General features: G+C 59.7%; 10 protein-coding genes and 4 tRNA genes. 2 read left to right on the top strand and 12 right to left on the bottom strand.

What is annotated here, in order from left to right; all coding sequences use genetic code 11:
* Window positions 1-105: 105 nt before the first annotated feature.
* The 4 genes from asd to leuC all read right to left on the bottom strand — a co-directional run bounded on the left by asd (window position 106) and on the right by leuC (window position 4,603).
* Window positions 106-1,218, bottom strand: a complete 1,113-nt coding sequence (gene asd, locus QRN50_RS16365; RefSeq protein ID WP_002552957.1) for an aspartate-semialdehyde dehydrogenase — start codon at window positions 1,216-1,218, stop codon at window positions 106-108.
* 70 nt (window positions 1,219-1,288) lie between these two features.
* Window positions 1,289-2,371 (bottom strand): 3-isopropylmalate dehydrogenase, encoded by a 1,083-nt coding sequence (gene leuB / locus QRN50_RS16360; protein WP_003406186.1) that lies wholly within the window; start codon window positions 2,369-2,371, stop codon window positions 1,289-1,291.
* 155 nt (window positions 2,372-2,526) lie between these two features.
* Window positions 2,527-3,168 (bottom strand): 3-isopropylmalate dehydratase small subunit, encoded by a 642-nt coding sequence (leuD, locus tag QRN50_RS16355; RefSeq protein ID WP_003406188.1) that lies wholly within the window; start codon window positions 3,166-3,168, stop codon window positions 2,527-2,529.
* 10 nt (window positions 3,169-3,178) lie between these two features.
* A complete protein-coding gene (gene leuC, locus QRN50_RS16350) occupies window positions 3,179-4,603 on the bottom strand; it encodes a 3-isopropylmalate dehydratase large subunit (RefSeq protein WP_003406190.1) in 1,425 nt (474 codons plus the stop codon).
* A 145-nt stretch (window positions 4,604-4,748) separates the two neighbouring features.
* Between leuC and QRN50_RS16345 the strand changes: the two genes are divergently transcribed.
* Complete coding sequence (locus QRN50_RS16345; RefSeq protein ID WP_003345646.1) at window positions 4,749-5,621, top strand: LysR family transcriptional regulator; 873 nt, start codon at window positions 4,749-4,751, stop codon at window positions 5,619-5,621.
* A 63-nt stretch (window positions 5,622-5,684) separates the two neighbouring features.
* Window positions 5,685-7,877, top strand: coding sequence for a putative bifunctional diguanylate cyclase/phosphodiesterase (locus tag QRN50_RS16340; RefSeq protein WP_096127404.1), 2,193 nt, complete (start codon window positions 5,685-5,687; stop codon window positions 7,875-7,877).
* A 66-nt stretch (window positions 7,878-7,943) separates the two neighbouring features.
* Here QRN50_RS16340 and QRN50_RS16335 read toward each other — a convergent pair whose 3' ends face one another.
* The 8 genes from QRN50_RS16335 to gltX form a co-directional block, all read right to left on the bottom strand.
* Window positions 7,944-8,387 (bottom strand): Hsp20 family protein, encoded by a 444-nt coding sequence (locus QRN50_RS16335; protein ID WP_003316521.1) that lies wholly within the window; start codon window positions 8,385-8,387, stop codon window positions 7,944-7,946.
* 129 nt (window positions 8,388-8,516) lie between these two features.
* Complete coding sequence (locus QRN50_RS16330) at window positions 8,517-9,482, bottom strand: tRNA dihydrouridine synthase (protein ID WP_053275764.1); 966 nt, start codon at window positions 9,480-9,482, stop codon at window positions 8,517-8,519.
* 29 nt (window positions 9,483-9,511) lie between these two features.
* Window positions 9,512-9,973 (bottom strand): acyl-CoA thioesterase, encoded by a 462-nt coding sequence (locus QRN50_RS16325; protein WP_032654042.1) that lies wholly within the window; start codon window positions 9,971-9,973, stop codon window positions 9,512-9,514.
* Window positions 9,974-10,498: 525 nt separating this feature from the next.
* Window positions 10,499-10,574: transfer RNA gene (locus QRN50_RS16320), tRNA-Glu, on the bottom strand.
* Window positions 10,575-10,620: 46 nt separating this feature from the next.
* A tRNA-Ala gene (locus QRN50_RS16315) sits at window positions 10,621-10,696 on the bottom strand.
* Between the two features lie 51 nt (window positions 10,697-10,747).
* Window positions 10,748-10,823 (bottom strand) — tRNA-Glu (locus QRN50_RS16310).
* 88 nt (window positions 10,824-10,911) lie between these two features.
* A tRNA-Ala gene (locus QRN50_RS16305) sits at window positions 10,912-10,987 on the bottom strand.
* A gap of 148 nt (window positions 10,988-11,135) precedes the next feature.
* On the bottom strand, window positions 11,136-12,617 hold the full coding sequence (gene gltX, locus QRN50_RS16300; RefSeq protein WP_011267360.1) for a glutamate--tRNA ligase: 1,482 nt from the start codon (window positions 12,615-12,617) through the stop codon (window positions 11,136-11,138).
* Between the last annotated feature and the right edge of the window lie 296 nt (window positions 12,618-12,913).

The raw sequence follows: 12,913 nt of genomic DNA, 5'->3' as shown, positions 1-12,913 counted from the left end.
AATTTCAATCCCATATATAGGGACAAAGGGCGATCAACCAAAAGTATCAGCCATTAAAAAACCCGCTTCCCTTTCAGGAAGCGGGTTGGCTGTGAAACCGAAGCCTCAACGCTCCAGCAGGATTCTCAGCATGCGACGCAGCGGCTCCGCAGCGCCCCACAACAGCTGGTCACCCACGGTGAAAGCGCCCAGGTACTGCGAACCCATGTTGAGTTTGCGCAGACGCCCTACCGGAATGCTCATGGTGCCGGTCACGGCGGTCGGGCTCAGCTCGTGCATGCTGGCTTCGCGGTTGTTCGGCACCAGCTTGACCCACGGGTTGTGCTGGCTGATCAAACCTTCGATGTCCGCAATCGGCACATCCTTGTTCAGCTTGATGGTCAGCGCCTGGCTATGGCAACGCATGGCGCCGATGCGCACGCAGATGCCGTCCACCGGGATCGGGCTCTTGAAGCGACCGAGGATCTTGTTGGTCTCGGCCTGGCCTTTCCACTCTTCGCGGCTCTGGCCGTTTGGCAGGGCCTTGTCGATCCACGGGATCAGGCTGCCCGCAAGCGGTACGCCGAAGTTCTCGGTAGGGAACGACTCGCTGCGCATGGCTTCAGCCACCTTGCGGTCGATGTCCAGAATGGCGCTGGCCGGGTTGGCCAGATCATCGGCCACCGAAGCATGCACCGCGCCCATCTGCCTGATCAGCTCACGCATGTTCTGCGCGCCGGCGCCGGAGGCCGCCTGATAGGTCATGACGTTCATCCACTCGACCAGACCGGCATCGAACAGGCCGCCCAGGCCCATCAGCATCAGGCTGACGGTGCAGTTGCCACCGATATAGTTCTTGGTGCCCGCATCCAGTTGCTGGTCGATGACCTTGCGGTTCACCGGGTCAAGCACGATGACCGCATCATCCTGCATGCGCAGGCTGGACGCCGCATCGATCCAGTAACCCTGCCAGCCCGCTTCGCGCAGCTTGGGGAACACCTCATTGGTATAGTCGCCACCCTGGCAGGTCAGCACCACGTCCAGGGTTTTCAGCTCGTCGATGCTGTAGGCATCTTTCAGGGGCGCAACATCCTTGCCCACCGAAGGCGCCTGGCCACCGACATTGGAAGTAGTGAAGAACACCGGCTCAATGAGATCGAAGTCCTGCTCTTCCCGCATCCGCTGCATGAGCACGGAACCGACCATGCCACGCCAACCGATCAGACCTACACGTTTCATCGCAACTACACCTTGAATAAAAGTGGGACCGCCGCTCTGCGCGTACACAGCAGGCGGCGGGCCAGAGAGATTACAGATTCCGCAGCGCGGCGACTACCGCATCGCCCATTTCCTGCGTACCGACTTTGACTTTGCCTTCCGACCAGATGTCGCCGGTGCGGATACCCTGATCCAGAACCAGGCTGACAGCCTTTTCGATGGCGTCGGCCGCATCGGTCAGATTGAAGCTGTAACGCAGCATCATCGACACCGAGAGAATGGTCGCCAACGGGTTGGCGATGCCTTTGCCGGCGATGTCCGGCGCCGAACCGTGACATGGCTCGTACATGCCCTTGTTGGCCGTGTCCAGCGAGGCCGACGGCAGCATGCCGATGGAACCGGTGAGCATCGACGCCTGATCGGAGAGAATGTCGCCGAACAGGTTGTCGGTCACGATTACATCGAACTGCTTGGGTGCACGCACCAGTTGCATGGCAGCGTTGTCGACGTACATGTGGCTCAGTTCGACTTCAGGGTAATCCCTGGCGACCTGCTCGACGATTTCGCGCCACAGCTGGCTGGACGCCAGCACGTTGGCCTTGTCCACCGAGCAGAGCTTCTTGCCACGCACCATGGCCATGTCGAAACCGACCTTGGCAATGCGGCGGATCTCGCTTTCGCTGTACGGCAGCGTGTCATAGGCCTGACGCTCGCCATTATCCAGCACCCGCGTGCCGCGTGGCGCGCCGAAATAGATGCCACCGGTCAGCTCGCGAACGATCAGGATGTCCAGACCCGCGACGATTTCCGGCTTCAGGCTCGACGCGTCGGCCAGTTGCGGATAAAGGATCGCCGGACGCAGGTTGCCGAACAGGCCCAGTTGCGAACGGATTTTCAGCAGACCGCGCTCAGGACGGATGTCGCGCTCGATGGTGTCCCATTTCGGGCCGCCGACGGCGCCGAGCAGCACGGCATCGGCCGCACGGGCACGCTCCAGGGTTTCATCGGCCAGCGGCACGCCGTGCTTGTCGATGGCCGCGCCGCCGATCACGTCGTGGGTCAATTCAAAGCCCAGTTGATACTTTTCGTTGGCCAGCTCCAGCACCTTGACCGCTTCGGTCATGATTTCCGGACCAATACCGTCGCCTGGGAGAATCAGAATCTGCTTGCTCATAACATCCTCGATTTTGTGCATCGGCGTCTTTGACAACGCCTGCTTGAAACGCTCAATACCACAGAAAATTTAGCGTCCGGCCAAAACACTTTTGCCAGCAAGGCGCAATTACACCTTACTGGCAAACATGCATCCGCTGTCGATCGATCAATCGATCAGTCGCGGAACAACCACGGCTGGCTGGCGCGGTGCCTGCTCTCGAAACCGGCGATGGCCTCGGCGTCCATCAGCGTCAGGCCGATGTCGTCCAGACCATTGAGCAGGCAATGCTTGCGGAACGCATCGATTTCAAAGCTCAGGACCTTGCCATCCGGACGGGTCACGGTCTGCGCCTGCAGATCGATACTCAACTGATAACCGGGCGAAGCTTCCACCTGCCTGAACAGTTGATCAACGTCTTCCTCGGACAGGATGATCGGCAACAAGCCGTTCTTGAAGCTGTTATTGAAGAAGATGTCCGCGTAGCTCGGCGCAATGATTGCGCAGAAACCGTACTCTTCCAGTGCCCAAGGCGCGTGTTCGCGGCTGGAACCGCAACCGAAGTTCTCCCGGGCCAACAGCACGCTGGCACCCTGATACCGCTCATGATTGAGCACGAAGTCAGGGTTCAGCGGGCGCTTGGAGTTGTCCTGATACGGCTGGCCGACATCCAGATAACGCCATTCATCGAACAGGTTCGGGCCAAAACCCGTGCGCTTGATCGACTTGAGAAACTGCTTGGGAATGATCTGGTCGGTGTCGACATTGGCACGATCCAGAGGAGCGACCAGGCCATGGTGCTGGGTAAAGGCTTTCATACGGGACTCCTCAGTGCTGGATCAGGTCGCGAACATCGATGAAACGGCCATTCACTGCAGCGGCAGCGGCCATCGCCGGACTCACCAGATGCGTCCGGCCACCGGCGCCCTGACGACCTTCGAAGTTACGGTTGGAGGTCGACGCGCAATGCTCGCCGGAACCCAGGCGGTCCGGGTTCATCGCCAGGCACATGGAGCAGCCCGGTTCACGCCATTCGAAGCCGGCTTCGATGAACACCTTGTCCAGCCCTTCCTTCTCGGCCTGCGCCTTGATCAGCCCCGAACCCGGCACCACGATGGCCTGCTTGATGGTTGAAGCCACCTTGCGGCCCTTGGCGACATCCGCAGCAGCACGCAAATCTTCGATGCGCGAGTTGGTGCAGGAACCGATGAATACCCGGTCCAGCTGGATATCGGTAATCGGCTGATTGGCTTTCAGGCCCATGTACTTGAGCGCACGTTCGATGGAGCCGCGCTTGACCAGATCCGGCTCTTGCGCAGGGTCCGGCACGTTCTGATCGACCGCGAGGACCATTTCCGGCGAGGTGCCCCAGCTGACCTGCGGCTTGATCTGTGCGGCATCCAGCCTGACCACGGTATCGAACACAGCGTCCGGGTCGGACACCAGGTCCTTCCAGGCTTCGACAGCGAGGTCCCACTCCGCGCCCTTGGGTGCGAACGGACGGCCTTTGACGTACTCGACGGTCTTCTCGTCGGTGGCCACCATGCCGACCCGGGCACCCGCTTCGATGGACATGTTGCAGATGGTCATGCGCCCTTCGATCGACAGGTCGCGAATCGCGCTGCCGGCGAACTCGATGGCGTAACCGTTACCGCCTGCGGTGCCGATCTTGCCGATCACCGCCAGTACGATGTCCTTGGCCGTCACGCCGAACGGCAATTGCCCCTCGACCGACACCAGCATGTTCTTCATTTTCTTGGCGACCAGGCACTGGGTGGCGAGCACGTGCTCGACCTCGGAAGTGCCGATACCGTGGGCCAGCGCACCGAACGCGCCGTGGGTAGAGGTGTGCGAGTCGCCGCAGACCACGCTCATGCCTGGCAGGGTTGCGCCCTGCTCCGGGCCGATTACATGGACGATGCCCTGGCGCGGGTCATTCATCTTGAATTCGGTGATGCCGTACTCGTCGCAGTTGTCGTCGAGGGTCTGCACCTGCAAGCGCGACACCTGATCCTCGATGGCACCGATGCCACCCTTGCGTTCGGCGGTGGTCGGCACGTTATGGTCAGGCGTGGCGATGATCGAGTCGATCCGCCACGGCTTGCGCTTCGCCAGCCGCAGACCTTCGAACGCCTGCGGCGAGGTCACTTCATGGATGATATGACGGTCAATGTAGATCAGCGCCGAACCGTCGTCGCGCTGTTTGACCAAATGCGAATCCCAGAGCTTGTCGTAGAGCGTTTTCCCGGCCATCGGACGTACTTCCTCATCAGCTTGTTTCTATGCCTTGGGCAATCGTGGCGATGACCCTTTGGCTTGTGCGGTCATCCTATGGAATATGCTTAAATAACTCAAATTCATAATTTTCATACTTTGGATAACCAACTGGAATCTGACCATGGACCTGGCCAACCTCAATGCCTTCATCGCCATTGCCGAGACCGGCAGTTTCTCCGGGGCAGGCGAACGCCTTTACCTGACCCAACCGGCCATCAGCAAGCGCATCGCCGGTCTGGAGCAGCAACTCAACGTGCGCCTGTTCGATCGCCTGGGCCGCGAAGTCAGTCTGACCGAGGCCGGACGCGCCCTGCTGCCACGCGCCTACCAGATTCTCAACGTGCTGGATGACACCCGCCGGGCACTGACCAACCTGACCGGGGAAGTCACCGGGCGGCTGACTCTGGCGACCAGCCATCACATCGGCCTGCACCGTTTGCCGCCGATATTACGGGCCTTTACCCGCACTTACCCGAAGGTTGCACTGGACATTCAGTTCCTGGATTCGGAAATCGCTTATGAAGAAATTCTTCACGGGCGCGCCGAGTTGGCAGTCATTACACTGGCGCCCGAGCCGCATGCACTGATCCGCGCCGTGCCCGTCTGGGACGATCCGCTGGATTTCGTCGCTGCACCCGAGCACCCGCTGGCCAACAGCGGCCCGATGAAGCTGGAGGATATTGTGCGCTATCCGGCGGTATTTCCCGGCGGTAACACGTTTACCCATCACATTGTCAGCGGCTTGTGCGAGGCCCAGGGCCTCAAGCCCAACATCGCCATGAGCACCAACTATATGGAGACCATCAAAATGATGGTTTCCATAGGCCTGGCCTGGAGCGTTCTGCCGCGCACCATGCTCGACGAGCAGGTGGCGCGCATTCCGCTGCCGGGCGTACAGCTCAATCGCCAGCTAGGCTACATCCTGCACACCGAACGCACGCTATCGAATGCGGCACGGGCATTCATGAAACTGCTCGATGCGCAGACACAGTGAATAGAGGCTGCAGGCCGCAGACAGATCGCTCTGGCGGCTCCATCGATCAAAGGCTCGGATACCATGCCCAACCCACCGGATAACGCCGCGCCGAAAACCACCGTACAGACGGCCTCTGCCAGGCTGTCGCTGAAAGACGCAGAGCGGGCCCTGCAGGAAACCCGTGATCGCCTGGAGCTGGCACTGGACCTGGCGCAAATGGGCACCTGGGATCTGGATATCGTCCGCAACCGGCTGCAGGCTTCGGCACGCGCGGCGCTGTTACACGGCATGCCGGCACGGACCTTCGATGAGTCTGGCGGGCAGTTCTTCGGCAGCCTGCCCGCCGAAGAACGCCGTCGCATGCGTGCAATCTACGCTGCGGCACTCGAAAACGGGCAGGACTGCCTGCAAGTCACCTACCGGTTTCAATTGAAGAACGGCACGTCACGCCTGCTTGAAAGCCGCGCGCGGATTTATCGGGATGAACAGGGCCAGCCCGTCAGGCTGTCCGGCACCCTGATGGACATTACCCAACAGTGCGCTCAGGTCGCCCTGGAGGCCAGCGAGGAAAAATTTGCCAAGGCGTTTCATTCAAGCCCCGACTCGATCACCATCACTGAAATCGACTCGGGCCGCTACGTCGAGGTCAACGATGGCTTCAGCCGCCTGACCGGTTTCAGCGCCCAGGAAGTGCTTGGCCGTACAGCGCATGAAGTCGGCATCTGGACCGACACCTTGCAGCGCGAACACATGCTTGAAGAACTGCGCCAGAAAGGCCGCGTGCATCACCGCGAAATGGACGGTCGGGACAAGCATGGCGCGCCGCTGGTGCTGGATATATCGGTCGAGTTCATCACCCTGAACAACACCGCTTGCCTGCTGATGAACGCCCGCGACATCGGCGCGCTTAAAAATGCCCAGGCGCAGATTCAGCACCTGGCTTATCACGACCCGCTGACCGGGCTGCCCAATCGCGCACTGCTGCTCGACCGCCTGAGCCAGCAGGTGTCGCTGCTTCAGCACCAGAACCTGCGCGGCGCCCTGCTGTTTCTCGATCTGGACCATTTCAAGCACATCAATGACTCGCTCGGCCATCCGGTGGGCGACAGCGTTCTGAGCATCATCGCCGCGCGCCTGGAAGCCAGCGTGCGCCAGGAAGACACCGTGGCGCGCTTGGGCGGCGACGAATTCGTGGTATTGATCTGCGGCCTGGAAGGCTCGCAGGGCGAGGTCACCCGACAAGTGCGGGAGCTGGCCGACAACCTGCGCAACCTGCTGGCCGAGCCGATGTTTCTCGACGGCCATCGCCTGCAGGTCACCCCGAGCATCGGCGTGGTGCTGATTCCGGATGATGGTCTGACCCCGGCCGATCTACTCAAGCGCGCCGATATTGCCCTGTATCGGGCCAAGGATTGCGGGCGCAACGCTTCACAGTTTTTCCATGTGTCCATGCAACAGGCCGTCAGCCAGCGTCTGCGCCTGGAAAATGACTTGCGCCTGGCCCTGACCCGCAACGAATTTCACCTGCACTTCCAGGCCCAGGTCGACTGTCGCAACGAATACATCACCGGGGCCGAGGCCCTGCTGCGCTGGCAACACCCCGAATACGGCTTGCTGGCGCCCGATCAGTTCGTGCAGATACTCGAAGAAAGCGGGATGATTCTGGAGGTCGGCAGCCATATTCTGAACGAAGCCTGCAAAACCGGCGGCCTGCTGCTAAGACAAGGGCTGATCCCGGAAAACAAATTCCTGATGGGTGTCAATATCAGCCCGCGACAGTTTCTCCAGCACGATTTCATCGAGCGCGTGGAGCGCAGCCTGACGCTGCACCAGTTGCCGGCGTCCATGCTCAAGCTGGAAATCACCGAAGGTATCGTCATCCAGAATCTGGACGACACCATTCTCAAGATGCTCAGCCTCAAGGCGCTGGGCGTCAGCTTTGCGATGGATGATTTCGGCACCGGCTATTCGTCCCTGACCTATCTCAAGCGCTTGCCGGTGGATACGCTGAAGATCGACCAGTCCTTCGTCCAGGATGCCACCAACGACCCCAACGACGCAGAAATCATCCGCGCCATCGTCGCCATGGCGCAGAGCCTCAACCTGAACGTGATCGCGGAAGGCGTGGAAACCTCGGAGCAGTTGGCATTTCTGGAAAAAGTCGGCTGCTACACCTATCAAGGCTATCTGTTCAGCGAACCGCTGCCAGGCCCGCAGTTCGAGTCCTTGTTGGAGCTCAAACGGCCTGCGCAGCAAACTGCACATCAGGACTGAAAAAAAGGAAGGCGCCCTGAGGCGCCTTCCCTGTTACGTGCCGCTGACTCAACATCACCTGACGGATCAGTTTTCCAGCGCTTTCTGGCTATTGAGCGGAATGCGTTTCGGTTTCGCTTCTTCCGGCACGTTGCGCACCAGGTCAATGTTCAGCAGGCCGTGAGACAGATCGGCCCCTTTGACCTCGATATTGTCCGCCAGCCTGAACGACAGCTTGAATTCACGCCGGGCAATACCCTGATGCAGATACGTCACGTTTTCGGCTTCTTGCTCGCGCTTGTTGCCGATCACGGTCAGCACACCTTTTTCAACCTGCAACTCGAGATCCTGCTCTTGCATGCCTGCTGCAGCGATCACGATTCGATAATGGTCATCGGTGTGCCGCTCGACGTTGTAGGGCGGATAGCCGCTGGTTGTCTCATTTCGCGCCGCCGACTCGAAGAGGTCGTTGAAGCGGTCGAATCCCACTGAGTTGCGAAACAGTGGAGCCAGAGAAAATGCAGTAGCCATAACAATTCTCCTGTTTATCAGCGAGTGGTTTAAGCGACCCGTTTTCGGCATCGCCTGATCACCAAAATAGGGACAGCCTTTCGCTTTTCAAGAGACTTTTTTCAGGATTTTTTTGACCGTTCGTCGGGATCAGCTTTTGGGTAAGCAACCGGGCGCGCAGCCCAGCAATACGCTGATGCGATCGCAGTCGGTCTCGCGGCGCAACCTATTGAACATCAGGGTCGCCTCGGGGTAGCTTTTGGTCAGCAGCACCAGCCACTGCTTGAGCCGACCCGGTGCCTGAATCAGCGTCATCTTCACCAGACAGTCCTGCCAGAAGACCCGCAGCATCGGCTGCAACGCGTCCCAAGTCATCGGCACCACCTCTTCGCCCTTCTGCGCCGCAGCAATCTGCCGGGCCAGATCAGGGCGCGCCACCAGCCCGCGACCGATCATGATGTCCCGCGCGCCGCAGATTTCGCGGCAACGGCGCCAGTCCTCAACGGTCCAGATTTCCCCGTTGGCAACTACCGGGACCTTGACCACTTCCTGAATGCGCGCGATCCACTCCCAGTGCGCCGGCGGCTTGTAGCCGTCGACCTTGGTGCGCGCATGCACGACGATTTGCTCGGCCCCGCCGTCAGCCAACGCTCTGGCGCAATCCAGCGCCAGGTCGGTGTTTTCGTAGCCCAAACGCATCTTGGCGGTGACCGGTATGTCTTTGGGCACAGCACGGCGCACCTGGCTGACAATGGTGTGCAGCAGTTCCGGCTCCTTGAGCAGAACTGCGCCACCACGGGAACGGTTGACGGTCTTGGCCGGGCAACCGAAGTTCAGGTCCAGCACCGGCGCGCCCAGCTCGCAGGCGAACGCGGCATTCTCGGCCAGACACACCGGATCGGAGCCCAACAGCTGGAGCCGTAAAGGCGTACCGGCGTCAGTCTTCGCGCCGTTATGAAACTCCGAAGCGTACTTGTAGAAGTAGTGCGCCGGCATCAAACGCTCGGACACCCGGATGAATTCGGTCACGCACCAGTCGATGCCGCCGACTTTCGTCAGCACATTACGCAGGATGTCGTCGACCAACCCCTCCATGGGCGCCAGAGCAATTTGCATGGGTCACACTCGAAAAAAAGTCCGCCAGTTTACTGCCCGACGTGCGGATTGGGAACGGCGCTGTCAGAGATGGCTGCGCCATAGCCCTCGATGAACTCGGCAGGCATCCGCTTGGGTCGCCCACTGGACAGTTCGATACAGACAAAGGTGGTTTGCGCGCGCAACAAGGTCAGGTTGTCGGCAGGACGCTTGAGCTGAAAGCAGCGGGTCATTTTCAGGCGGCGGTCCCAGTCGACGATCCAGGTCGCCAATTGCAGTTCGTCGTTCTCGTAGGCGCTGGCCAGGTAATCGATCTCATGCCTGACCACCGCCATGGCCCGATCAAGTTGCCGGTATTCGGTGAGGTCCAGCCCGAGAAACTGCGAATGACGCCAGGCACAGCGCTCCAGCCAGGACACATAGACAGCATTATTGGCATGCCCCAGCCCGTCGATGTCTTCGGCGGCGACATTCAGATCAATGACGAAAGGCGTTGCCCGATCCCAGACCATGCGTGCTCCTGCTTGAGTAGATGTGATTGGCGGGAGTGTAGCGGGTCATGGCGCGCGTTCACACGCGCTGGCATGAAAAGCGCCCCTCGGAACGCCTTTTGCTCTTCACGCTACAGCGCTCAGAGTCACACACAAGTCTGGATAAGCCCGGATAAAAGGCCTGAAACCGTACGTGCAGACTGGACACAGACCTGTGGGAGTGAGCTTGCTCACGAAGACGATGCATCCAACCCCTATTTCCTGGGAGCTATACCGGCCTCTTCGCGAGCAAGCTCGCTCCCACAAGACTTATGTATAACCATGAGGGCTGTAGCGCGAGGATGCAGTTCGCGGCGCACTGCGTTGCGAACGCATAGAGGACGCGGAGTGTCCCGAACGGCATGCCAACGCAGTATCGGCACGAGAGTCGGTTACAGTTGAGTGTGGCAATAGATAAAAACAGAAAGGAGGGGTTTTCAAACCCCTAAAAAACAAAAGGGCCATTCAATAATCGAATGACCCTTGGTCCCGCAGAGCGGGAAATCGTGGCGTCCCCTAGGGGACTCGAACCCCTGTTACCGCCGTGAAAGGGCGGTGTCCTAGGCCACTAGACGAAGGGGACGCAAAACCTTCAGTCAGGTTCATCGAACGATGAACCCTGGCAAAATTGGTGGAGCTTAGCGGGATCGAACCGCTGACCTCCTGCATGCCATGCAGGCGCTCTCCCAGCTGAGCTAAAGCCCCGGATTTACGCCTCTCGGCGGAGATCAACCTTCCGGCATCACTCGGTGAAACTGGCGTCCCCTAGGGGACTCGAACCCCTGTTACCGCCGTGAAAGGGCGGTGTCCTAGGCCACTAGACGAAGGGGACAAAACCTTCTCGTAAAGCAAACGGTCGCTGGATCCGCTTGTTTCACATCATTTCAGAGCAGTGTAGCAGCACTCTGAAACGCTAAATTTGGTGGAGCTTAGCGGGATCGAACCGCTGACCTCCTGCATGCCATGCAGGCGCTCTCCCAGCTGAGCTAAAGCCCCACATCAGTGGACGGGGCGCATATTAAGCGTGAGTGACAGGGCTGTCAAATTTATTTTCTACAATCTGCAAACTTTTTTGTCGGTAATACAACCACTTACCATTCAACCCCCGGAAAACCGGGGGCGACTCACAGGAACAGGTAACGCCTCAGGCGATAGAGCCCAGAAGCTTTTCCCATTCCTTGTTTTCTTTCTTGGAAACGCCACCGAGCAAATCGAGGGCCTGACGCAGCCGGAAGCGGGTCAGGTCCGGACCGAGGATTTCCATCGCATCGGTCACCGACACCGAATTGGCCTGGCCGGTGATCGCAGCGAACATCAGTGGCATGGCATCACGCAGCTTGAGTTCAAGATGCTCGACCACGGCCTGGATGCAGCCCATGATCCGCTCCTTCTCCCACTGACGCAGCGATTCCAGCTTCCACAGGATCAACTGCATCACCTGACGCACCTGCTCCGGGGACAGTTTCTTGTGCTCGAACAGCTTCACATCAGGCGTGACGCCACCTGCGAAGAAGAAGCCGGCCAGCGGTGCGACCTGACTGAAGGTCTCTACCCTGCCCTGCACATGCGGTGCAATCTTCATCATGTAGTCAGGATTCAGCGCCCAGGTCTTCAGACGCGAGGCGAACTCCTCGACCGGCAGATCACGCAGCCATTGGCCATTGAGCCAGGAAAGCTTCTCGATATCGAAGATCGGCCCGCCCAACGAAACACGCGACAGGTCGAAGTTGTCGACCATCTCCTGCAGGGAGAACTTCTCGCGCTCGTCAGGCATCGACCAGCCCATGCGCCCCAGGTAATTGAGCATCGCCTCGGGCATGAAGCCCATGCGCTCGTAGAAGGTGACTGAGGTGGGGTTCTTGCGCTTGGACAGCTTGCTCTTGTCGGGGTTACGCAGCAGCGGCATGTAGCACAACTGCGGCTTGTCCCAGCCGAAGTATTCGTACAGCAGGATCAGTTTCGGCGCCGATGGCAGCCATTCTTCACCGCGCAGTACGTGGGTGATGCCCATCAGGTGGTCATCGACCACGTTGGCGAGGAAGTAGGTCGGCAGGCCGTCGGTCTTCATCAGGACCTGCATGTCCATACGGTCCCACGGGATTTCGACTTCGCCACGCAGCATGTCAGGTACTACGCAGACACCTTCGGTCGGCACTTTCATGCGGATAACGTGTGGCTCGCCGGCATCCAGGCGGCGCTGAACCTCTTCCTTGGAGAGCAGCAAGGCACGACCGTCATAGCGCGGGGTTTCGCCCTTGGCCTGCTGTTCGGCGCGCATCTGGTCGAGTTCTTCGGCGGTGCAGAAGCACGGGAAGGCATGGCCCATGTCGACCAGTTGCTGCGCGTATTTCTGGTAGATGTCGCCGCGCTCGCTCTGCCGGTAGGGACCGTGAGGACCACCGACGTCGGGGCCTTCGCTCCAGTCGATGCCCAGCCAGCGCAGTGCGTCGAAGATCTGCTGTTCGGACTCGCGGGTAGAGCGCAGTTGATCGGTGTCTTCAATGCGCAGGATGAACTCGCCGCCATGCTGTTTGGCAAAGCAGTAGTTGAACAGCGCGATGTAGGCCGTGCCGACGTGGGGGTCGCCTGTGGGCGATGGCGCGATGCGGGTACGAACGGTGGTCATGGAAAATCCCGAATGAGGTCGATCAAGCGCGGAATGTTAACAGGCCGGGGGCATGGGGCTCCAGCACGGGCAATGTGATTGCGTTCGCGCTCCGCGCTCAGCGCTGCTCACAGGGCCCGATGGGTGCTGAAAAAAGGCTTCAAGCCACGATAGTTCTCGTTCCGCACGCTCCGCGTGGGAATGCAGTTCGTGACGCTCTGCGTCACAAAGCGGTTCTGCGATGTCAGGTGGATTGAGGTTGGGCTCAGGTCACCTTTTCGCCCCTCGGCGACCTACTTTGATGGGGCCAAAGTAGG

Origin of the sequence: Pseudomonas sp. MEJ108 (assembly GCF_030208985.1) — a bacterium.
Taxonomy (GTDB): domain Bacteria; phylum Pseudomonadota; class Gammaproteobacteria; order Pseudomonadales; family Pseudomonadaceae; genus Aquipseudomonas; species Aquipseudomonas fragariae.
Note: the sequence above shows the minus strand (reverse complement) of the source record. Positions and strands in the feature narration are given on the sequence as shown.

What these genes read in the sequence shown, in the direction of transcription:
- asd (WP_002552957.1), bottom strand. Translation starts at nt 1,218, where the DNA reads ATGAAACGTGTAGGTCTGATCGGTTGGCGTGGCATGGTCGGTTCCGTG.
- leuB (WP_003406186.1), bottom strand. Translation starts at nt 2,371, where the DNA reads ATGAGCAAGCAGATTCTGATTCTCCCAGGCGACGGTATTGGTCCGGAA.
- leuD (WP_003406188.1), bottom strand. Translation starts at nt 3,168, where the DNA reads ATGAAAGCCTTTACCCAGCACCATGGCCTGGTCGCTCCTCTGGATCGT.
- leuC (WP_003406190.1), bottom strand. Translation starts at nt 4,603, where the DNA reads ATGGCCGGGAAAACGCTCTACGACAAGCTCTGGGATTCGCATTTGGTC.
- QRN50_RS16345 (WP_003345646.1), top strand. Translation starts at nt 4,749, where the DNA reads ATGGACCTGGCCAACCTCAATGCCTTCATCGCCATTGCCGAGACCGGC.
- QRN50_RS16340 (WP_096127404.1), top strand. Translation starts at nt 5,685, where the DNA reads ATGCCCAACCCACCGGATAACGCCGCGCCGAAAACCACCGTACAGACG.
- QRN50_RS16335 (WP_003316521.1), bottom strand. Translation starts at nt 8,387, where the DNA reads ATGGCTACTGCATTTTCTCTGGCTCCACTGTTTCGCAACTCAGTGGGA.
- QRN50_RS16330 (WP_053275764.1), bottom strand. Translation starts at nt 9,482, where the DNA reads ATGCAAATTGCTCTGGCGCCCATGGAGGGGTTGGTCGACGACATCCTG.
- QRN50_RS16325 (WP_032654042.1), bottom strand. Translation starts at nt 9,973, where the DNA reads ATGGTCTGGGATCGGGCAACGCCTTTCGTCATTGATCTGAATGTCGCC.
- gltX (WP_011267360.1), bottom strand. Translation starts at nt 12,617, where the DNA reads ATGACCACCGTTCGTACCCGCATCGCGCCATCGCCCACAGGCGACCCC.